This window comes from Pseudomonas sp. TH07 (genome assembly GCF_016651285.1).
GTDB lineage: Bacteria > Pseudomonadota > Gammaproteobacteria > Pseudomonadales > Pseudomonadaceae > Aquipseudomonas.
This window is the reverse complement of sequence record NZ_JAEKED010000001.1, coordinates 3,874,256-3,895,275: the sequence shown is the minus strand read 5'-3', so window position 1 is coordinate 3,895,275 and position 21,020 is coordinate 3,874,256. Positions and strand designations below refer to the sequence as shown.

Annotated in this window: 16 protein-coding genes and 5 tRNA genes; 6 read left to right on the top strand and 15 right to left on the bottom strand. The window is 61.5% G+C overall.

Annotated elements, in window-relative coordinates; all coding sequences use genetic code 11:
- The first annotated feature begins 46 nt into the window (after window positions 1–46).
- Window positions 47–3,325, top strand: coding sequence for a sensor domain-containing protein (locus tag JFU57_RS18100; protein WP_078471263.1), 3,279 nt, complete (start codon window positions 47–49; stop codon window positions 3,323–3,325).
- 220 nt (window positions 3,326–3,545) lie between these two features.
- Here the strand turns inward: JFU57_RS18100 and JFU57_RS18095 are convergent, their stop codons facing one another.
- The 10 genes from JFU57_RS18095 to gltX all read right to left on the bottom strand — a co-directional run bounded on the left by JFU57_RS18095 (window position 3,546) and on the right by gltX (window position 9,379).
- Window positions 3,546–3,992, bottom strand: a complete 447-nt coding sequence (locus JFU57_RS18095; protein ID WP_020297822.1) for an Hsp20 family protein — start codon at window positions 3,990–3,992, stop codon at window positions 3,546–3,548.
- Between the two features lie 116 nt (window positions 3,993–4,108).
- The gene (locus JFU57_RS18090; protein WP_201130273.1) at window positions 4,109–5,068 is read right to left on the bottom strand and encodes a tRNA dihydrouridine synthase; all 960 of its coding nucleotides are present in this window, start codon (window positions 5,066–5,068) and stop codon (window positions 4,109–4,111) included.
- A 97-nt stretch (window positions 5,069–5,165) separates the two neighbouring features.
- A complete protein-coding gene (locus JFU57_RS18085; RefSeq protein ID WP_020297820.1) occupies window positions 5,166–5,600 on the bottom strand; it encodes an acyl-CoA thioesterase in 435 nt (144 codons plus the stop codon).
- Between the two features lie 47 nt (window positions 5,601–5,647).
- The gene (locus JFU57_RS18080; protein WP_201130272.1) at window positions 5,648–6,481 is read right to left on the bottom strand and encodes an alpha/beta fold hydrolase; all 834 of its coding nucleotides are present in this window, start codon (window positions 6,479–6,481) and stop codon (window positions 5,648–5,650) included.
- A gap of 31 nt (window positions 6,482–6,512) precedes the next feature.
- The gene (locus JFU57_RS18075) at window positions 6,513–7,052 is read right to left on the bottom strand and encodes a TetR/AcrR family transcriptional regulator (protein ID WP_078471260.1); all 540 of its coding nucleotides are present in this window, start codon (window positions 7,050–7,052) and stop codon (window positions 6,513–6,515) included.
- A gap of 182 nt (window positions 7,053–7,234) precedes the next feature.
- Window positions 7,235–7,310: transfer RNA gene (locus tag JFU57_RS18070), tRNA-Glu, on the bottom strand.
- Between the two features lie 80 nt (window positions 7,311–7,390).
- Window positions 7,391–7,466 (bottom strand) — tRNA-Ala (locus tag JFU57_RS18065).
- A gap of 53 nt (window positions 7,467–7,519) precedes the next feature.
- Window positions 7,520–7,595 (bottom strand) — tRNA-Glu (locus JFU57_RS18060).
- 79 nt (window positions 7,596–7,674) lie between these two features.
- A tRNA-Ala gene (locus JFU57_RS18055) sits at window positions 7,675–7,750 on the bottom strand.
- 147 nt (window positions 7,751–7,897) lie between these two features.
- Window positions 7,898–9,379: a glutamate--tRNA ligase gene (gltX, locus tag JFU57_RS18050; RefSeq protein ID WP_167662435.1), complete on the bottom strand. Its 1,482-nt coding sequence runs from the start codon at window positions 9,377–9,379 to the stop codon at window positions 7,898–7,900.
- Window positions 9,380–9,609: 230 nt separating this feature from the next.
- On the opposite strand from gltX, the gene JFU57_RS18045 reads away from it, so the two are divergent.
- Together JFU57_RS18045 and JFU57_RS18040 are read left to right on the top strand one after the other, a co-directional pair.
- Complete coding sequence (locus JFU57_RS18045; protein ID WP_078471258.1) at window positions 9,610–10,656, top strand: HlyD family secretion protein; 1,047 nt, start codon at window positions 9,610–9,612, stop codon at window positions 10,654–10,656.
- Complete coding sequence (locus JFU57_RS18040; protein WP_078471257.1) at window positions 10,646–12,196, top strand: MDR family MFS transporter; 1,551 nt, start codon at window positions 10,646–10,648, stop codon at window positions 12,194–12,196. Before JFU57_RS18045 ends, JFU57_RS18040 begins: the two co-directional genes overlap by 11 nt.
- Window positions 12,197–12,262: 66 nt before the next feature.
- Here JFU57_RS18040 and uvrB read toward each other — a convergent pair whose 3' ends face one another.
- Window positions 12,263–14,278 (bottom strand): excinuclease ABC subunit UvrB, encoded by a 2,016-nt coding sequence (uvrB, locus tag JFU57_RS18035; RefSeq protein ID WP_078471256.1) that lies wholly within the window; start codon window positions 14,276–14,278, stop codon window positions 12,263–12,265.
- 337 nt (window positions 14,279–14,615) lie between these two features.
- Here uvrB and JFU57_RS18030 point away from each other — a divergent pair, with 337 nt between their 5' ends.
- Window positions 14,616–15,812 carry an amino acid aminotransferase gene (locus JFU57_RS18030; protein WP_078471255.1) on the top strand — a complete coding sequence of 399 codons (1,197 nt, stop codon included), beginning with the start codon at window positions 14,616–14,618 and terminating at the stop codon, window positions 15,810–15,812.
- Window positions 15,813–15,934: 122 nt separating this feature from the next.
- Entirely contained in the window at window positions 15,935–16,132 is a 198-nt protein-coding gene (locus tag JFU57_RS18025) for a hypothetical protein (protein WP_078471254.1), read from the top strand.
- A 5-nt stretch (window positions 16,133–16,137) separates the two neighbouring features.
- Here JFU57_RS18025 and JFU57_RS18020 read toward each other — a convergent pair whose 3' ends face one another.
- A complete protein-coding gene (locus JFU57_RS18020; protein ID WP_078471253.1) occupies window positions 16,138–16,371 on the bottom strand; it encodes a hypothetical protein in 234 nt (77 codons plus the stop codon).
- A 267-nt stretch (window positions 16,372–16,638) separates the two neighbouring features.
- Between JFU57_RS18020 and JFU57_RS18015 the strand changes: the two genes are divergently transcribed.
- Window positions 16,639–16,714 (top strand) — tRNA-Asn (locus tag JFU57_RS18015).
- 191 nt (window positions 16,715–16,905) lie between these two features.
- On the opposite strand, the gene JFU57_RS18010 is transcribed toward JFU57_RS18015, so the two are convergent.
- From JFU57_RS18010 to JFU57_RS18000, 3 genes are all read right to left on the bottom strand, one after another.
- Window positions 16,906–19,431, bottom strand: coding sequence for a TonB-dependent siderophore receptor (locus JFU57_RS18010; protein ID WP_201130270.1), 2,526 nt, complete (start codon window positions 19,429–19,431; stop codon window positions 16,906–16,908).
- Window positions 19,432–19,528: 97 nt separating this feature from the next.
- Window positions 19,529–20,476 carry a FecR domain-containing protein gene (locus JFU57_RS18005; protein WP_201130269.1) on the bottom strand — a complete coding sequence of 316 codons (948 nt, stop codon included), beginning with the start codon at window positions 20,474–20,476 and terminating at the stop codon, window positions 19,529–19,531.
- Complete coding sequence (locus tag JFU57_RS18000; RefSeq protein ID WP_201130268.1) at window positions 20,473–21,009, bottom strand: sigma-70 family RNA polymerase sigma factor; 537 nt, start codon at window positions 21,007–21,009, stop codon at window positions 20,473–20,475. The genes JFU57_RS18005 and JFU57_RS18000 overlap by 4 nt, the downstream gene beginning before the upstream one ends.
- Between the last annotated feature and the right edge of the window lie 11 nt (window positions 21,010–21,020).

Sequence of the window (21,020 nt, the reverse complement as noted above, 5' to 3'; positions counted from 1 at the left end):
GAGCTTCCCGCGCCAAACGCCCTATTCAGCCCAAGGCCCGCAGCCAATGCCCAAACCCGCCGACCGTATGCCCCCCATGCCGCGTGTCCATGCGCTTGACCCTCGTGAGTCGGAGCAAAGCTGGGAGAGTGCACCGCAATTGCTGGCTGCACTCAATGGCGCACGCCTGGGCGCCTGGTATTGGGACATCGAAAGCGGGCAAATCAGCTGGTCGCGGGGCACCCAGGCGCTGTTTGGCTTCGACCCCCGCCAGCCACTGCCCAAGGACCTGGAATACCTCGACCTGCTGCCCCCCGAAGATCGCGCCAAGACCGTCCGCGCCTTCCACTCGGTACTGGCCGGCGCGCCGCTGGAACACGCCATGCACCACCGCATCCGCTGGCCCGATGGCAGCCTGCACTGGCTGGAAATCAACGGCAGCGTGCTCCCGGACAAAAACGGCAAGCCCCGAATGATCGGGGTGATTCGAGAGATCACCCACCAGCGTCAACGGGAGCAAGCCCTCAGCAGCTCGGAAAAGCGTTTTGCCACGCTGTTTCATCTATGCCCCAACATGGTGCTGCTGACCCGCCTGGAAGACGGCCTGATCAGCGAGGCCAATCAATACTTCGAAAGCCTGTTCGGCTGGCCGGCGCACACCGTGATTGGTCGCACCACCGTGGAAATCGGCCTATGGGTCAACCCCGAGCAGCGGGTGCAACTGATCAAGGCCGTGTTGAAAAAGGGCCGGGCCGCGAGCCTTGAAGTCCAGTTGTGCGCCAGCAACGGGCAGATTCACGATGGCATTCTCAGCGCACAGAAGGTCGAGCTGGAGGGGCAGGCCTATCTGCTCAGCACTTTCCTCGACACCAGCGAGCGCAAACGCGCCGAACAGGCCCTCAAGGACAGCCAGGAACGCCTGGACCTGGCCCTGGATTCGGCCCAGCTCGGCACCTGGGACTGGCACATTCCCAGCGGCATGCTCTACGGTTCGGCGCGGGCCGCCCAGTTGCACGGCCTGGACCCCGCGCCCTTTCACGAGTCATTCGACGCGTTTTTCGAAGGCGTGCCCGACGAAGAGCGCGACAGCATGCGCAACGCCTATCGCAGCCTGCGCGAAGGCCCGGCCGGCAATTATCAGCTGACCTACCGGGTGCAACTGGAGGACGGCAGCTCGCGCTACCTCGAAAGCCGCGCGCGCCTCTACCGTGATGATGCGGGCAACCCGTTGCGCATGGCCGGGACCCTGCTCGACATCACCGAACAGGTCGAGCGCGAGCAGCGCCTGGTGACCTCGGAAGAGAAGTTCGCCAGCCTGTTTCAGGTCAGCCCCGACCCGATCTGCGTGACCTTGCTGGCCACCGGGCAATTCATCGAGATCAATTCCAGCTTCACCCAGGCCTTCGGCTGGACCGTCGACGAAGTGATCGGCCGCAGCGCCGAGCAGATAGGCCTCTGGGAAGATTCCGCACAACGCCTGCAACGGGTCGAACAAGTCATCCGCGAACAGGCATTGAACAACGTTGCAGTGGTGGTGCGGCACAAGAACGGCCAGTCCCTGACCTGCATCATTTCCAGCCGCCAGATCACCGTCGACAAGCAGCCCTGCATCGTCACCACCCTGCGCGACATCACCCAGCAGCAGCGCTCGGAGGCGGCCCTCAAGGCCAGTGAAGAGAAATTCGCCAAGGCGTTCCACTCCAGCCCCGACGCCATCATCATCTGCGAGCGCGAGAGCGGGCGGTACCTGGAGGTCAACGACGGCTTCTGCCGCCTGACCGGCTACCGCACGGAGGAGGTACTCGGCCACACCCTGTATCAAGTCGCGATCTGGGCCGACGGCGGGCAGTTGGCGATGCTGATGGCCGAGTTGCAACTCAAGGGCCGGGTGCACCATCTGGAAATGCTCGGACGCAACAAACGCGGGGAAATCATCACCCTGGAAGTGTCGGTCGAACCCATCACCCTCAATGAAACCGATTGCCTGCTGCTGACGGCACGGGATGTCAGCCTGCTGAAGAATGCCCAGGCGCAGATCCGCCACCTGGCCTACCACGACCCGCTGACCAACCTGCCCAACCGCGCCCTGCTGATGGATCGCCTGAGCCAGCAGATCGCCCTGCTCAAGCGCCACAACCTGCGCGGTGCGCTGCTGTTTCTCGACCTCGACCACTTCAAGCACATCAATGACTCCCTCGGCCACCCGGTGGGCGACACCGTGCTGAAGATCATCACTGCACGCCTTGAGGCCAGCGTGCGCATGGAGGACACCGTGGCGCGCCTGGGCGGCGACGAGTTCGTGGTGCTGCTCAGTGGCCTGGACGGCACCCGCAGCGCCGTCACCGAACAGGTCCGCGAGCTGGCCGATACCTTGCGCGAGCTGCTGTCCGAGCCGATGTTCCTCGACGGCCAGCGCCTGCAAGTCACGCCGAGCATTGGCATTGCGCTGATTCCCGACCACGGCTCGACCCCTACCGACCTGCTCAAGCGCGCCGACATCGCCCTGTACCGAGCCAAGGATTCGGGGCGCAACACCACCCAGATGTTCCACAACACCATGCAAAAGGCGGCCAGCGAGCGGCTGCGCATGGAAACCGACCTGCGCCTGGCCCTGTCACGGGGGGAGTTCAGTGTGCACTTCCAGCCCCAGGTGGATGCCCGCGACAACCGGATTGTCGGCGCCGAAGCCCTGGTGCGCTGGCAGCACCCGGAATTGGGTGCCCAATCGCCCACGGAATTCATCAAGGTCCTGGAAGACAGCGGGCTGATCCTTGAAGTCGGCACCTGGATTCTCGACGAAGCCTGCCTGGCCTTCAGCCAGTTGATCAACGAAGGGCTGATCGACCCGCTGGATTTCAGCCTGTGCGTGAACATCAGCCCCCGGCAGTTTCGCCAGAACGACTTTGTCGAGCGCATCGAGTACTGCCTGGCCCACTACCAGTTGCCCGCTTCGCTGCTGAAACTGGAAATCACCGAAGGCATCGTGATCCAGAACCTGGAAGACACCATCAGCAAGATGCGCCGCCTGAAAAAACTCGGCATCAGCTTCGCGATGGATGACTTCGGCACCGGCTACTCCTCCCTGACCTACCTCAAGCGCCTGCCGGTGGACACGCTGAAGATCGACCAATCCTTCGTCCGCGACGCCACCCACGACCCGAACGACGCGGAAATCATCCGCGCCATCGTGGCCATGGCCCGCAGCCTGCAACTCAAGGTGATCGCCGAGGGCGTGGAAACCCCACAACAACTGGAATTCCTCCAGGGCCTCGACTGCCATCTGTACCAGGGCTACCTGCACAGTCGGCCGCTGCCGCTCAAGGACCTGCGGCTGATGCTGCGCTAGGCCTTCCAAGCAGCGCCTCAGCCGCCTGCGGTGCCCAGATCGCGCTAGAACCGCCCCACTGACCTTGCACGGCAATCGCCTGCTGGTGCGGACAATCCCCTTCAAACAGAACACCAAAGCCATAAAAAAGGCCCCGAACAAGTCGGAGCCTTTTTTGTCGAAGGGGCGTGTTGGATCAGCGTTTAAGTGACGGCGACGCGCCCCCTCCCAGCTCGCCGCCTCAGTTTTGCAGGGCTGCTTGCTGTACCCCATTGATCGGGATGCGTTTTGGCTTGGCCTCTTCCGGCACGGTGCGCAGCAGGTCGATATTCAACAAGCCGTTGCTCAGGCCGGCAGCCTTGACCTCGATGTGGTCGGCCAGGCGGAACGACAACTTGAACGCCCGCTGGGCAATGCCCTGATGCAGGTAGGTGACACTGTCATCGGCATCACGCTTGCCACCGCTTACGGTCAACACGCCTTTTTCAACTTGCAGCTCCAGGTCTTCTTCCTGGAAACCGGCCGCCGCGATCACGATACGGTACTGGTCATCCGCACGTTTCTCGACGTTGTAGGGCGGGTAGCTGCTGCCCGGCTCGTTGCGCAACGCCGACTCGAACAGGTCATTGAAACGGTCGAAGCCAACAGAGGAACGGAACAGTGGAGCCAAAGAAAATGCAGTACTCATGGGTATCTCCTGATTAGTTCAGCGAGTGGTTATCTCCGCGACCCGAATTCGGCATCGCGTACCCAAGAGATAGGGATGGAGGCAGGCATTTCAAGAGGTTTTTCTTGAAAAAATTTTCAGGCGGCGGCGCTGCCCTGGACACCCAGCAGACGCCCGACCTGATCCAGATCGGTTTCCCGGCGCATGGCCGTGAACAGCTCGACCGCCTCCGGATAATTGCGCGTGAGCATCGCCAGCCATTGCTTCAGACGCCCCGGCGCCGAGCGCGGGGTCAGTTGCGCCACGGCCTGGGCCCAGAAATCCTGGAGCAGTGGCTGCAACTCGGCCCAGGACATTTCCACCACCTCTTCTCCAGCCCGCGCTGCGGCGATCTGCCGGGCCAGGTCAGGGCGCGAGACCAGGCCACGGCCGAGCATGATGTCCTCGACGCCGCTGATTTCGCGGCAACGCCGCCAGTCTTCGACGCTCCAGATATCACCATTGGCGAACACCGGCACCTTGACCACTTCCTGCACCCGCGGGATCCACTCCCAGTGCGCGGGCGGCTTGTAGCCGTCAGCCTTGGTCCGCGCGTGCACCACGATATGCGCCGCACCGCCTTCGGCCAGGGCCGTGGCGCAGACCAGGGCACCGTCCGGGCTGTCGAAACCCAGGCGCATCTTGGCGGTAACCGGGATATGGGCCGGCACGGCACGCCGTACATGCTCGACGATTTCATTGAGCAACTCGGGCTCCTTGAGCAGCACCGCGCCGCCCCGGGACTTGTTCACGGTCTTGGCCGGGCAGCCGAAGTTGAGGTCGATGACCTCGGAACCCAACTCACAGGCCAACGCCGCGTTTTCCGCCAGGCACACCGGATCGGAGCCGAGCAATTGCACACGCAACGGCACCCCCGCAGCGGTACGGGCACCGTGCAGCAATTCAGGCGCGAGTTTGTGGAAATAGGCCGGGGTCAGCAGGCGATCATTGACCCGGATGAACTCGGTCACGCACCAGTCGATACCGCCGACTCGGGTCAGTACATCGCGCAGGATGTTGTCGACCAACCCCTCCATGGGCGCCAAAGCAATTTGCATGAATCACACTCAACGAAAAACACGGGCAAAAAAACGTGCGGCAGTTTACTGGGTTTCGCACACCAGCAGGTGTTTGGGCTGACAGAACGCTCCGCTCTCAACCCGCCTGCAAGGCCGGCCCGTAGCCTTCGAGAAACTCCGCTGGCATGCGCTTTGGCTTGCCGCTGGAAAGCTCGATGCAGACAAAGGTGGTCTGGGCGCGCAACAAGGTGGTGTTGTCGCTGGGGCGGATCAGCTGGAAGCGACGGGTCATTTTCAGGCGCTGGTCCCAATCGACGATCCAGGTCGCCAATTGCAGCTCGTCGCCTTCGTAGGCGGCGGCCAGGTAATCGATTTCATGCCGGACCACGGCCATGGCCCGGTCCAGCCGCCGGTACTCGACCAGGTCCAGGCCCAGGCGCTGGGAGTGGCGCCAGGCGCAACGCTCCAGCCAACTGACATACACCGCATTATTGGCGTGGCCCAAGCCGTCGATGTCTTGTGCATCCACCTGCAGATCAATGATAAATGGCGTTGCCAGATCCCAGCCCATGCCTCACTCCCGGTCAGTTTTTTTGACCGGGGCAGTGTACCGGATGCTCAGGCGGATTGCCGCGCCGGCAGGCGACGACCGGTGACCAGCGACAGCACGCCATCGATCACCCGCGGGTCGGCCAGTACCCGCTGATGACCACCCTCTTCCAGGCGCAGCAGGCGGCTGTCAAACCAGGCTTGATGGATCAGCTCCGACTCCTGCACCGCAACGAAGTGATCATCCTCGGCGTGCACGATCAGCCCGGGCATGTCCAATTGGTAGTGCGCCACATCGAGGGCGGCGGCGCGCATGCCCACCTTCTGCTCGACTTCATGGATAAACGCCGAGCGCGCCCGTGGCGGCATACCCATGTAGCGTGCAAACCCGCGCAGCAGGTCGAGAATACGCGCGGGCGCCGAAATGCTGACCAGGGTCTCGGTACGCAGGCCCAATTGCACCGCGAGCATGGCACTGGCACCGCCCATGGAATGACCGATAACGGCCCGCAGGGGCGGCAACTCCGCCGCGGCCTCGAGCATGGCGCGGGCGAACAGCACGACGTGCGCTTCGTTCCCCGGGGAGCGACCATGGGCCGGGCCGTCCAGCGCCACCACCGTATAGCCTGCAGCCACCAGGGCCTCGATCAAGCTGGCAAATTGCGTCGGCCGCCCTTCCCAACCGTGCATCAGCAACACCGTCGGGCCTTCACCCCAGCGCAACGCCGAAAGCCCGAAACGCAGGGTGATGCGCTCGGCCCGCGCCAGCAACGGCAACTCCCAGGCCCGTGGCGGGCGCTCGCGGGGCGTCATGAACACCTGCCGCATCTTCCTGGCAATCAATTGCGGGGCCACATGCCCCAAGGTGCCATTAACGCTTCGAATCCAGCCCAACCCGCTCATGGTTCATCTCCTCAGGCCAGGACGGCCCGGGTCAGAGCACCGCCGATTTGGCGGCGCGCAGCAATCGATCCGACAACTCACCCGGGCCCAGGGCCCGCGCCATGGCCAGGCCGCCAATCATCAGGGCCATATCCGCCAGAGCCTTATCCGTGTCTTCAGGGCTGGACGCCAGCTGCGCGACCATCAACTCCACATGCTCATTGAGGGCCTTGCGGAATTCATCAGGCAGGCGCCCCAGCTCACCGATCGAAGCCGGGATCGGGCAGGCCTGCTCGGTGGAATCGCGGTGCTTGCGCGACAGGTAAAACGCTGCGACCAGGGCACGCCGTTCCTCACCGGTCAGTTCGCTGTCCATATCGGCAATCAGTCCCCGACGCTGGGCCAGCAACTGGGTGAAGGCTTCGAGCATCAGCGCGTCCTTGCTTTCGAAATGGGCGTAGAAACCACCCACCGTCAGCCCGGCAGCGCCCATGACTTCGCCCACGCTCGGTTCGGCCGGGCCGCGCTGGATCAACGCCGAACTGGCGGCCTGGAGAATGCGTTCTCGGGTTTGAGCTTTTTTATCGTTCATCGTTGCCTCCGAATATTACGAACAGAATATTATTCTCATAATAAATTTTCGCAAGTCGCGATTGTGACCGCTGGTCAGAAGGGATTTTCAGGAAAGAAAAGAGGATTGGCCAAACGCCAGACAAACAAAAGGGCCATTCAATAATTGAATGACCCTTAAAAATCCCGCAGAGCGGGTAAACTTGGCGTCCCCTAGGGGACTCGAACCCCTGTTACCGCCGTGAAAGGGCGGTGTCCTAGGCCACTAGACGAAGGGGACACAAACCCTTCTATACAACTGATCAGTGCTGAGTGCTGATCGATTCAAGGCCGGTGTGGCCAGACCTTGAACTGTAAAATTGGTGGAGCTAGACGGGATCGAACCGTCGACCTCTTGCATGCCATGCAAGCGCTCTCCCAGCTGAGCTATAGCCCCAGATTTTTCGCCTCGCGGCGGAGTGACATCTTGCAACATCACTTCTGTAAAACTGGCGTCCCCTAGGGGACTCGAACCCCTGTTACCGCCGTGAAAGGGCGGTGTCCTAGGCCACTAGACGAAGGGGACACAAACCTTCTATACAACGTGATCAGGCTGAGTCTGATCGAATTCAAGGACGGTGTGGCCAGACCTTGAACCTGTAAATTGGTGGAGCTAAACGGGATCGAACCGTTGACCTCTTGCATGCCATGCAAGCGCTCTCCCAGCTGAGCTATAGCCCCTCGTCGGTGAGGACGGGGCGAATCTTAATGGCGTATTTGAAACCTGTCAAATTTATTTTCAACAATTTTCAAAATTTTTTGCCGAGATAACAATCACTTACCGAGCAAACCCCGGAAAACCGGGGTTTGGCCGTTACAACAGCCGGGTTAAGCGATAGCGCCCAGCAGCTTTTCCCATTCCTTGTTTTCTTTCTTCGACACACCACCAAGCAAATCAAGGGCTTGGCGCAGACGGAAACGGGTCAGGTCCGGACCGAGGATCTCCATGGCATCGAGCACCGAGACCGAACTCGCCTGGCCGGTGATGGCGGCGAACATCAGTGGCATCGCATCGCGCAGTTTCAATTCCAGGGATTCAACCACGGCCTGGATAGTCGCAGTGATTGCATCCTTCTCCCACTGGCGCAGGCTTTCGAGCTTCCACAGGATCAACTGCATCAACTGCCGCACCTGGTCACCCGAGAGTTTCTTCGACTCAAACAGCTTCACGTCCGGGTTCACGCCACCGGCAAAGAAGAAGCTGGCCAGGGGCGCGACCTGACTGAAGGTCTCCACCCTGCCCTGCACCAGCGGCGCGATCTTCATCATGTATTCGGGGTTCAGCGCCCACTGCTGCACACGGCTGGCGAACTCCTCCACCGGCAGGTCACGCAGCCATTGGCCGTTGAGCCACGACAACTTCTCGATATCGAAGATCGGCCCACCCAGGGAGACACGGGACAGGTCGAAATTGTCGACCATTTCCTGCAGTGAGAACTTCTCGCGCTCGTCCGGCATCGACCAGCCCATGCGACCCAGGTAGTTGAGCATCGCCTCAGGCATAAAGCCCATGCGCTCGTAGAAGGTCACCGAGGTCGGATTCTTGCGCTTGGACAGCTTGCTCTTGTCCGGGTTACGCAGCAGCGGCATGTAGCACAGCTGCGGTTGTTCCCAGCCGAAGTACTCGTAGAGCAAGATCAGTTTCGGCGCCGATGGCAGCCACTCTTCGCCACGCAGGACGTGGGTGATGCCCATCAGGTGGTCGTCGACCACGTTGGCCAGGAAGTAGGTCGGCAAGCCGTCGGTCTTCATCAGCACTTGCATGTCCATGCGATCCCACGGGATCTCGACATCGCCGCGCAGCATGTCCGGCACCACGCATACGCCTTCGCTCGGTACTTTCATGCGGATGACATGGGGCTCGCCGGCGGCCAGGCGCTGGGCCACTTCTTCCTTGGACAGCAACAGTGCACGGCCGTCATAGCGCGGGGTTTCGCCCCGGGCCTGTTGTTCGGCGCGCATCTGGTCCAGCTCTTCAGCGGTGCAGAAGCACGGGAAGGCGTGGCCCATGTCCACCAACTGCTGGGTGTACTTTTTGTAGATGTCGCTGCGTTCGCTCTGGCGGTACGGGCCGTGGGGGCCGCCAACGTCCGGACCTTCGGCCCAGGTGATGCCCAGCCAGCGCAAGGCATCGAAAATCTGCTGCTCGGACTCGCGGGTCGAACGCAACTGGTCGGTGTCTTCGATACGCAGGATGAACTCACCGCCATGCTGCTTGGCAAAGCAATAGTTGAACAAAGCGATGTAAGCGGTGCCGACGTGGGGATCCCCAGTGGGCGATGGCGCGATGCGCGTGCGGACGGTGGTCATGGCATGTCTCGGAAAGGATATAAAAGCGGAGATCAAACAGGGGGCGAATGGTAACAGGCGATGCCGACCCGGCTCCAGTCAGGAGGGCATTTAAGCCAAGGTTGCGCCTACAAACCACTGTAGCCCCGTTGCAACGGCGATTATCTTGCTGTGGCATTTACCCCTAGGTGGCTATATGCCAAATTCGCCCACGGATATATCTCCTTACACTTTTTGAATCCAGCCTGCCCATGCCTGCCCAACTCAAGCGTCGCCTGTTTGTTTTCCTGTTTCTGGTCGTGATCATCGTCCTCGGCTTTTTCGCCCATTGGTGGTTCAAGGGGCGCTTTTATGAGAGCACCGATAACGCCTACGTCCAGGGCGAGATCACCCGCGTCTCCAGCCAATTGGGGGCACGTATCGAGCAGGTGCTGGTGCAGGACAACCAGCACGTGGAAAAAGGCCAATTACTGGTCCGCCTCGAAGGCGATGACTTCCACCTCGCCGTCGACCGCGCCAATGCCGCGCTGGCCACTCGCGAAGCCGAGCGCCTGCAAGCCATGAGCAAACTGACCCAGCAAGCCAGCCTGATCGCCGCCGGTGAAGCCCAGGTAGAGTCGAGCCAGGCCAGCCTTGGCCGCTCGCAAATCGACCTGTCCCGCGCACAGACCTTGCGCAAGCCCGGGTACGTCTCGGAAGAGCGGGTCACCACCCTCTCCGCCGACAGCCATATTGCCCGTTCGCAAGTGGCCAAGGCCCAGGCCGACCTGCAAGGCCAGCGCCAGCAGGTCAATGCGCTGAACGCCGAGATCAAGCGCCTCGACGCGCAGATCGCCAACGCCCGCACCGACCTGGCCCAGGCCGAACTGAACCTGACCCGGAGCGAAATCCACGCCCCGATCAGCGGCCTGATCGGCCAGCGCGCCGCCCGCAACGGCCAGTTCGTCCAGGCCGGCGCCTACCTGCTGTCGATCGTCCCGGACCAGGACATCTGGATTCAGGCCAACTTCAAGGAAACCCAGATCGGCCATATGCAGCCCGGGCAGAAAGCCGAGCTGATCTTCGACGCCTACAGCGACACACCGATCGAGGGCCGGGTCGAGAGCCTGTTCGCCGCCTCCGGCGCGCAGTTCAGCCTGCTGCCACCGGACAACGCCACCGGCAACTTCACCAAGGTGGTGCAACGCATTCCGGTGAAGCTGACCTTCGCCGCCGACAACCCGCTGCACGGCAAGATCCGCCCGGGCATGTCGGTCACCGTCAATGTGAATATCAAAGACCCTGTCGATGGCCGGTGACCAACTGCTGCGCCCGGTCGGCGAACCGACTCGGCGCGACTGGATTGCCGTCATGAGCGTGATGCTCGGCGCCTTTATGGCGGTGCTCGACATCCAGATCACCAACTCTTCGCTCAAGGACATCCAGGGCGCGCTGTCCGCCACCTTGGAGGAAGGCTCGTGGATTTCCACTTCCTACCTGGTGGCGGAGATCATCATGATCCCCCTCACCGCCTGGCTGGTGCAGCTGTTGTCGGCACGCCGGCTGGCGGTCTGGGTCTCGGTGGGGTTCCTCCTGGCGTCGCTGCTGTGCTCCATGGCCTGGAGCCTGGAGAGCATGATCGTGTTCCGCGCCCTGCAGGGTTTTACTGGTGGCGCGCTGATCCCGCTGGCGTTCACCCTGACCCTGATCAAGCTCCCCGAACATCACCGCGCCAAAGGCATGGCGATGTTCGCCATGACTGCCACCTTCGCCCCCTCCATCGGCCCCACCATCGGCGGCTGGCTCACGGAAAACTGGGGCTGGGAGTACATCTTCTATATCAACATCCCGCCGGGCCTGATCATGATCGCCGGCCTGCTGTATGGCCTGGAGAAGAAAGCCGCGCACTGGGAACTGCTGAAAAGCACCGACTACACCGGCATTTTCACCCTGGGGGTGGGGCTGGGATGCCTGCAGGTGTTTCTCGAGGAAGGCCACCGCAAGGACTGGCTCGAATCGAACCTGATCGTAGCCCTGGGCAGCATCGCGCTGCTCAGTCTGATCACCTTTGTCATCGTCCAGGTGTCCAAGCCCAACCCGCTGATCAACCTCGGCATCCTGCGCAACCGCAATTTCGGCCTGGCGAGCATTTCCAGCCTGGGAATGGGGGTCGGCCTCTATGGTTCGATTTACCTGCTGCCGCTGTACCTGGCGCAGATTCAGAATTACAACGCCCTGCAGATCGGCCAGGTGATCATGTGGATGGGCATTCCCCAGCTGTTCCTGATTCCGCTGGTGCCCAAGCTGATGAAGTACATTTCGCCGAAATGGCTATGCACCCTGGGCTTCGGCCTGTTCGGCCTGGCGAGTTTCTCCTCCGGGGTGCTGAACCCGGACTTCGCCGGGCCGCAGTTCAACCAGATCCAGATCATCCGCGCCCTGGGCCAGCCGCTGATCATGGTCACCATCTCGCTGATTGCCACCGCCTACATACAGCCACAGGACGCAGGGTCGGCGTCGAGCCTGTTCAATATCCTGCGCAACCTGGGCGGCGCGATCGGGATTGCCCTGCTGGCCACCCTGCTGGATGCGCGAACCAAGACCTACTTCGACTACCTGCGCGAAGCCATTGTCCCGAGCAACCCGCAAGTGGCCGAGCGCCTGGCGAGCCTGGCCGAGAAGTTCGGCAGTGACAACGCAGCGCTGGGCAAACTCAGCGAAATCACCCACCAGCAGGCGCAGATCATGGCCTACAACGACGCCTTTCATTTTGTCGGGATTGCCCTGGGCATCAGCATGCTCGCGGTGTTGCTGACCAAGGCCTTGCCGGCGGGCGTGAAGGCGGGGGAAGCGCACTAGACAGGACTGCACTGCAGCCTGGCGCGAGCACGCTCCCTTGCCACGGGAGCCCTGCCCCACAACCAATCAAACGGCGAGCAGACGCTCACGCAGCTTGCCGATTTCATCGCGCATCTGCGCGGCGGCCTCGAACTCCAGGTCGCGGGCCAACTGGTACATCTTCTCTTCCAGCTGGCGGATGCGCTTGGTGATCTCGCTCGGCGAACGCAGTTCGTTTTCGTACTTGGCGTTTTCCTCGGCCGCCTTGGCCATGCCCTTGCGCTTCTTGCTGCGCGAACCTGGCACGGTGGCGCCTTCCATGATGTCGGCGACATCCTTGAACACGCCCTTGGGGGTAATGCCATTGGCCAGGTTGAAGGCGATCTGCTTTTCCCGGCGACGATCGGTTTCGCCAATCGCCCGCTCCATGGAACCGGTGATCCGGTCGGCATAGAGAATCGCCCGGCCATTGAGGTTGCGCGCAGCGCGGCCGATGGTCTGGATCAGCGAGCGCTCGGAGCGCAGGAAACCCTCCTTGTCCGCATCCAGAATCGCCACCAGCGACACCTCGGGCATGTCCAGGCCCTCACGCAGCAGGTTGATCCCCACCAGCACATCAAAGGTGCCCAGGCGCAGATCGCGAATGATCTCGACCCGCTCCACGGTATCGATATCCGAGTGCAGGTAACGCACTCTGACGCCGTGGTCGGCCAGGTAGTCGGTCAAATCCTCGGACATACGCTTGGTCAGGGTGGTGACCAGCACGCGCTCCTCCAGGGCCACGCGTTTGGTGATCTCCGACAGCAGGTCGTCGACCTGGGTCAGGGCCGGGCGAATTTCAATCTGCGGGTCCACCAGACCGGTGGGCCGTACCAACTGCTCGATCACGCGGCCGGCATGTTCGGCCTCATAGTTGCCCGGGGTGGCCGAGACAAAGATGGTTTGCGGGCTGACGCTTTCCCACTCGTCAAAGCGCATTGGCCGGTTGTCCAGTGCCGACGGCAAGCGGAAGCCGTACTCCACAAGGGTTTCCTTGCGCGAACGGTCGCCCTTATACATCGCGCCGACCTGGGGCACGCTGACGTGGGACTCATCGATGACCAGCAAGGCATCGGCCGGCAGGTAGTCATACAAGGTCGGCGGCGCGGCACCCGAGGGGCGGCCCGAGAGGTAGCGCGAATAGTTTTCGATGCCGTTGCAGTAACCCAGCTCGAGGATCATCTCCAGATCGAAACGGGTGCGCTGCTCCAGACGCTGGGCTTCCACCAGCTTGTTGTTGGAACGCAGGTACTCCAGGCGCTCCTGCAACTCGACCTTGATCCCCTCGATGGCGTCGAGCAGGGTTTCCCGCGGCGTCACGTAGTGGCTCTTGGGGTAGAAGGTGAAGCGCGGCAGTTTGCGAATGACCTCACCGGTCAGCGGGTCGAAGGCCGACAGGCTCTCGACCTCGTCATCGAACAGTTCGATGCGGATCGCTTCCAGATCGGATTCCGCCGGGTAGATGTCGATCACATCGCCGCGCACACGAAAGGTCGCACGGGCGAAGTCCATGTCATTGCGGGTGTATTGCAGGTCGGCCAGGCGGCGCAGCAGGGCGCGCTGGTCGAGTTTGTCGCCGCGGTCCACGTGCAGGACCATTTTCAGGTAGGTTTCCGGACTCCCCAGGCCGTAGATACAGGACACGGTGGTGACGATGATCGCGTCCTTGCGCTCCAGCAGCGCCTTGGTCGCGGACAGGCGCATCTGCTCGATGTGGTCGTTGATCGAGGCGTCTTTCTCGATAAAGGTGTCGGACGATGGCACATAGGCTTCGGGCTGGTAGTAGTCGTAATAGGAAACGAAGTACTCCACCGCGTTATTCGGGAAGAACGCCTTGAACTCGCCATACAGCTGCGCGGCCAGGGTCTTGTTCGGCGCCAGCACCAGGGTTGGGCGGTTGATCTGGGCAATCACGTTGGCAATGCTGAAGGTCTTGCCCGAGCCGGTCACACCCAGCAGCGTCTGGTGCGCCAGCCCGGCCTCGATGCCCTCGACCATCAAGCGAATGGCTTCCGGCTGATCGCCGGCGGGCTCGAAGCGGGTGACTAGCTGGAAGTCGGACATAACATACCTCTGGATTCACTCCTGGGCCGGGGGGTGGCCAGGCAGGAATGAGAAAGACCGCGAACGACGACTGTCGCCGGGGAAACGGGGATTGTCCTAGATGTGGTGGCAAATACCACCGCTTTCAAGGCAAAGGTCCTACACCCCTTAACGCCTTTGACGTTGCAATAAGACTAACGGTCGAAAAATAAACCGAAAAACTTGCGGCAAAAGCTCAATCGCCTGTCGCCGCCCGCAGTGATGGCCTCTATACTAGCTCCCCGTTTGTGCACCGCTCTAGTGCATTCGGCTGGAGCGCGACACGTCCCTCCACACTCCATTCAGAGCCGCCGTAAAAATGAGCCTGTTCTCCGCTGTCGAAATGGCACCACGCGATCCAATCCTGGGCCTCAACGAAGCATTCAACGCTGACACCCGTACCAACAAGGTCAACCTGGGGGTCGGTGTTTACTGCAACGAGGAGGGGCGAATTCCACTCCTGCGCGCCGTTGTCGAAGCCGAGACGATTCGCGTAGCCCAACATGCTTCCCGGGGCTACCTGCCGATCGACGGTATCGCTGCCTACGACCAAGCCGTGCAAAAACTGCTGTTCGGTAACGATTCGCCGCTGATCAGCGCTGGTCGAGTCATCACTACCCAGGCCGTTGGTGGCACGGGTGCCCTGAAAATCGGCGCTGACTTCCTCAAGCAGCTGCTGCCCAATGCCGTAGTCGCCATCAGCGATCCAAGCTGGGAAAACCACCGCGCGCTGTTCGAAACCGCCGGTTTCCCGGTGCAGAACTACCGCTACTACGACGCCGCCACCCACGACGTTAACCGTGCCGGCCTACTGGAAGACCTCAACGCCCTGCCCGCCCAGTCCATCGTGGTGCTGCACGCCTGCTGCCATAACCCGACCGGCGTCGACCTGAGCCCGGCCGACTGGAAAGACGTGCTGGAAGTGGTCAAGGCGAAAAACCTGGTGCCGTTCCTCGACATGGCCTACCAGGGCTTTGGCGATGGCATCGACGAAGACGCCGCCGCCGTGCGCCTGTTCGCCGAATCGGGCCTGAACTTCTTTGTTTCCAGCTCGTTCTCCAAATCGTTCTCGCTGTATGGCGAACGTGTTGGCGCGCTGTCGATCGTCAGCGAGTCGAAGGAAGAAAGTGCCCGCGTACTGTCGCAAGTCAAACGCGTGATCCGCACCAACTACTCCAACCCGCCGACCCACGGCGCCAGCATCGTCGCCGCGGTCCTCAACAGCCCGGAACTGCGCGCCCAGTGGGAGCAGGAACTGGCAGAAATGCGCCTGCGCATTCGTGGCATGCGCATGCAAATGGTCGACATGCTGGCCAAGGCCGCGCCGCAGCGCGACTTCAGCTTCGTCGGTCGCCAGCGCGGCATGTTCTCCTACTCCGGCCTGACCGTTGAACAAGTGACGCGTCTGCGCAGCGAGTTCGGCATCTATGCCCTGGACACCGGCCGCATCTGCGTCGCCGCGCTGAACCAGAACAACATCGAAGCCGTGACCAAGGCCATCGTGCAGGTGATCTGAGTCCAACCCGGCAACACCAAAAAGGGGAAGCCAATCGGCTTCCCCTTTTTAGTCCACACTACGCTCACCTGTAGAAGCCGGCTTCTACCACGATCCGCCTCCTCTCCCTGTCGAGAATGCCTATGAAAAACGATGACTTGCGGGCAGACCGCGACGAGCTTGACCATTTCATCCCACGCCAGCAAAAGCGTGAAAAAAGCCTGGTACTGCAAGTTGCCCTGGGGGTGTTTCTCGGCGGCCTGGCGCTGTGGCTGGTGCAATTGGCTGCCACCACACTGGCCGCCAAGTTCATGCTGGGCACCCTCACCTTCGGCGGCTGAGAAACTCAGCCAGCCAGCTCGGCGGCACGCTGGCTGGCAGCGTCGTCAAAGGCGACATACAAGGATTCGGCAACCTGGCTCTTGATCGCCTTGGCGCTTTCCAGGCCCAGGACAAAACCCTCGGCCTTGCCCCCGGCGCGATTCAGATCCTCGGCGGTGCCGGCCTGGGTAATGGCGTCCCACAACTTGCTGGCCTGTGGACCTACGCCTTTGGGCAGACTGATCTGGTCGATGCTCATGCGAACACCTCCCACAGGGCGCTGGAAATGGCAGGTGCAACGGGTGAAACCATGAAGCGGGTCATAAAGCGTACCTTTGCGGCTTGAGGCCGGCAGCGCGTGAAACCACTTCCGGGGCGCCATGGTAGACCGCTACCGCCGTTCTGGTAACCGCCAACTGCCGATTGACCCTTAACCGCCGCGCGCGCGACGGTTGACACCCCTAGCACCGACAAAATCGCTTCTCGCGCTTGACTTCTCTTTTCCAATCAGTAAGATACGGCGCATTCCGCGATAGCTCAGTTGGTAGAGCAAGTGACTGTTAATCACTGGGTCCCTGGTTCGAGTCCAGGTCGTGGAGCCATACAAGGTTGCAGAGAAGGCTTTCAAAAGCTCTGAAACCACCAAAAAACCCGCCTTCTGGCGGTTTTTTTCGTTTCGGCCTGGCGCTGGTTGCTCGCCGCTTTAAACAGCGTTGCGCTGAATGAGCCCAAACCGGTCACGGGCCATCGCAGACGAGGGAGGTTACCCCTCGCCCACGAAGCGGCTACCGGCCTAGAAGCTGTATTTGGTGCTCACCATCAAGTTGCGCGGCTCGCCGTATGAGCCGCTGTAGAAGTTGCTATCCAGGGAACTGATGTACTTCTTGTCAAACAGGTTGTTGACCGTGGCCGTAGCCGACCACCGGCGCGTCAGTTGATAGCGGGTCATCAGGTTCACGGTGGCGTAGTCGCCCTGCTTGACCTGTGTCGGGGCAGGCAGGCGCCCGCTATCGATCGTCATGTGGATCCCGCTTTGCCAGTTCACACCCCCGCCTATGGTCAGGCGATCCAACTCGCCGGGCAGGCGGTAGGTGGTCCAGATTTTCAGCAGATCGGCAGGGATCGTGGTTTTGATCCGCTCGTGGTCATCGTCCTTGACCACGCTGTGGCTGTAACTGGCAGCCAGGTTCCAGTCCGGTAGCAACTCGCCGCTGGCTTCCAGATCGACGCCCCGGGTCCTGGTCTTTTTCGCCACATAGGCCGTCAATGTATCGCTGCCAGCGACCATGCCATCGGCCACGGCATCATTCTCCAGATCGACTTCGAACAACGCGATGGATGTGTTCAGCCGACCGTCGTAGTAATCACTTTTGAGGCCGATCTCGTAGTTGTTGCCTTCCCGGGGATCCAGCATCTTTCCCGCGCTGGTGCGGTACGGCTGCGGCTTGAAGATGCTGGTGTAGCTGGCATAGACCGAGTGGTTGGGAGTCAGGTCGTAAACCACGCCGGCATAGGGCGTAACCTCGCTGTTGACCCGCAATGTATCGTCGGTGTTATAGGCCACCATGTTGGCCACGTTGTAGTGCAGCGAGGCATCGTAGCGGTAGTTGCTTACCCGTGCCCCGAGGATCAGCGATAGCTCATCGGTGGGCTTGAGACGAGTCGCCAGGTAGGCGCCATTCTGCCATTGGTCGATGTTGTCGTCTTCGCGTTTGAAATTGTAGGCAGCGCGGGGCGCGTAGTTGTCCCAGCTGTAGATATTCACCGGTTTGCCACTGACGCCGTTGTTGCTGGTGCCATTGGCCAGCAGGTTGCCAAAGCCGTTGCGGCGGTTTTCGTAGTCCTGGAAGTTGAAGCCAAACACCAACTCATGCTCGCGCCCCATGAACTGGAACGGGCCCGAGAACATGATATCCAGGCCTTTTTGTTCCTGGGTGTTGTCACCCTTGGTTGCGGTGTAGCTCAGGCCGCTGCCGGTCTGCGCGTTAACGAAACCGGTGGTGGTACCGACGATGATCGAGTCGTAATCCCGAGTGCCATACATGGCGTTGGCGGAGACTTTCAAGGTCCAGTCATACGCCAGCTTGTGCTCGATCGAGGCGAAGGTGTTCACCGATTCCTGGCGATTGCTGCTGTCGCGGCTGGCAGGGTTATCGCTGCGCGAGGTGTGCAGGCGATTGCCCCTGCTGTCGAGCAACGGCAACCCGGTGGTGGAGAACCCACGCGGGTCATTGTCGAGGTACTCGACACCCAGGGTCAGCAGCGTGCTGTCGCTCACATCAGCTTCCATCACTGCATAGAGGATGGTTTTTTCCTGCTGCAGATGATCGGTAAAACTGTTGCCCTGCTGATAGGCCGCCACTGCACGCCCGCGCAAAGCACCGTTCTCGGTGAGTGGGCCGGACACATCCACTTCGCTGCGATACAGGTTCCAGGAGCCCAGGCCGGCACTGATGTACCCCTGAAACGTCGAGGTCGGTTTTTTGCGAATCAGGTTGATCGTGCCGGAAGGATCACCGGCGCCGGACAGCAACCCGGAAGCCCCGCGCAGCACCTCGACCCGGTCATAGATCGCCATGTCGGACAGCGATTGCGGCAAGGCCTGGGTGAAGGCAAAGGACGTGGTGGGCATGCCGTCATATTGATAGTTATCAATGGCCAGACCCCGGGAGAAAACATACAGCCGGTCACTGCCCGGGCTTTGCACGTTGATTCCGGGCGTCTGTTCCAGCACCTGCCCGATACTGCGCAAGTTCTGGTCGTCGATGCGCTGGCGGGTCATAACGCTGACCGACTGCGGCGTTTCGCGCAGTGACAGGTTCAGTTTGGTCGCGGTGCTGGTCACACCCGTGGTGTACGAGCCCGTCCCCTCAGTCGTGCCCTCCATTTCCTGGGCATCGATGCGGACGGCGCCAAGATCCAATGCTCCGTTAGGCTCCAGGCGGGAGACCAGATAGGTTCTTGCATCAATCTTCTGTGCCCGCAGACCGCTGCCTTCGAGCAATACGGCGAACCCCTGCTCGATGCTGTAGGCGCCATTCAACCCGGAAGTCTTGCGCCCGGCGGCCAAGCTGGCATCGAACGACACCACCACCCCGGCCTCTGCGGAGAAGCGGGTAATCGCCGCCCCCACCGGGCCTGCCGGGATCCCGAAGCTTCGCTGTTCGGTACTGGGCTGAGCCTGCCCGGCGTTGACGACCATGGGCGTCAGGAGCATGCACGGCAAGGCCAGGCTTGCGCAGAGAATGGCCTTGGCCAGCGGCGATTTGCGAGCCCGATAGGGGCGATCATCAAGGTAGTTGATTTGCCGGGGGGACATGAAAGCTCCTGAAATGTTTGGCAGAGTTTTATAAGTTCAGGAGTAGGTCGAACAGGCTCGGGCCTTTCTACAGAGACCCGAGTGATTTTTTTGCCGATCAGGTTTTCTTCAGCACACGGGTCCAGTAGCGGGTGCGCTGGAGCACCTGCACCGGAAGTGCACGAGCGATGGCGGCCAGGGCCAGCTCGGTGTTGTCCAGCGGGAACACACCCGACAGGACCAGGCTGCCTGCGTCGTCCGAGCAGCCCAGGTAGCCCGGACGATAGCGGCTCAACTCGCCAAGCAGACGCTGCAAGGGCCAGTCGTCAACCCGCAACAAGCCCTCCACCCAACTGTCACTGCCCGGCGCCGCCGCTTGCAGTGGGCCGAAATCGTCGCGACTGAAACTCATCGTCTGCCCGGCGTCGACCCTTTGAGTCCGACCGTTACCCAGGCGGACCTGCACCGCATGTTCCGACACGCTCAACGTGGTAGTGCCGGCATGCTGCCGCACGTCAAACCGGGTGCCCAACGCCTGCATATCACCCTGGGCGCTACGCACGATAAAGGGCCGCGGGTCTTTGCCGGTCTGGACCTGGATTTCCCCGGCCCGCAGCTTGATCAAGCGCACTTGGGCGTCGAACTGGATATCCACAGCGGTCGAGGTGTTGAGGGTCAGCCGGGTGCCATCGGCCAATTGCAGGCTGCGCCGCTCGCCGATCGCGGTGCGCTGATCAGCCATCCACAGGGGCGCCTGCCGGTAGCCGGACCACCCCAGACCGCTGACACCACCGATCACGATGATTCCTTTGAGCAGTGAACGACGGTTCAGCTGCGCCAGCGCGACAGGCGCGTGATCGAGCACCTCGTACGCCATGGCACTCGGCAGTTTGCCCAATTGCAGTTGCAGTCGCTCAACTCGCTGCCAGGCCCAGTGGTTGGTCGGGGTTTCCATGCACCAGCGGCGCCAGGCGTCTTGCAGCGCCGTATCGTCTGGCGCCCCCGAGCGGCGGGCTAACCATTGTGCTGCAGCGCGCAATGCCTGACGTTTTTCGTCGGCAGTCACAGCTCGGATTCCAGGGCGAACAACAGGCAATGCTCGGAAGCCTTGGCCACATACTGGGTAATTGAACTGACCGATACTCCCAGTCTGGCGGCGATTTCCTTGTAGCCCATGCCTTGCAATTGCGAGAGGAGAAACGCCTGTTTCACCTTGCGCCCCAAGCCGTCGAGCATGGCATCCACCGCATGCAGCGCTTCGACCATCAGCAGCTTGTCTTCAGGTGACAACGCATAGGCCTCCGGCTGCTGGGCCAGCGCTTGCAGATAAGCCTGCTCCAGCGCTCTGCGGCGGAAACTGTCGACCATCACTCGCCGTGCGATAGTCGCCAGGTAGTAGCGAGGCTTTTGCAGCAGAGGAGTGGCCGGGCCTTTGCGTTCACTGAGCAGCAACCGCACAAAGGTGTCCTGGGCCATATCTGCCGCCTGATGAGAACATCCCAGGCGCATCCGCAACCAGCGCACCAACCAACCATGGTGGTCACAGTACAGGCTGGTGATGGACTGAGGAGCTTCGGGTGGAGAGGCACCGGAGGACATGGTAATGATAC